Annotated in this window: 1 protein-coding gene; it reads left to right on the top strand. The window is 52.9% G+C overall.

The genetic code is table 11. The annotated features are described in order from the left end of the window. Positions 1–57 precede the first annotated feature (57 nt). Positions 58–333 (top strand): glutathione S-transferase N-terminal domain-containing protein (locus tag SB753_RS35690; RefSeq protein WP_410804802.1); only part of this gene is annotated, 276 nt, incomplete at its 3' end.

A 333-nucleotide genomic window follows, 5' to 3' on the forward strand; every position in this document is an offset into this window, starting at 1 on the left:
CTCAGCGCCATCAATCACGAACAGCGTGATTCCGAATTCGACCCACGAGGAATTCCCATGGCGACCGCAGCGAACGTTAACTCTTCCGATATTGACTTCTACTATTGGCCCACCCCCAACGGCCAGAAAGTTGCCATCTTCCTTGAGGAAGCGCAGGTGAGATATCGGGTACATCCCGTCGATATCAGCAAAGGGATGCAGTTCGCTCCCGACTTCGAAAAAATTTCCCCGAACAACCGGATGCCCGCCATCGTAGACTGTCAACTCGATGCATCGGTTTTCGAGTCGGGCGCAATCCTGTTGCATCTGGCAGAAAAGACTGGCCAGTTCATT

The organism is Paraburkholderia sp. SIMBA_053, assembly GCF_046534895.1.
Taxonomy (GTDB): domain Bacteria; phylum Pseudomonadota; class Gammaproteobacteria; order Burkholderiales; family Burkholderiaceae; genus Paraburkholderia; species Paraburkholderia caledonica.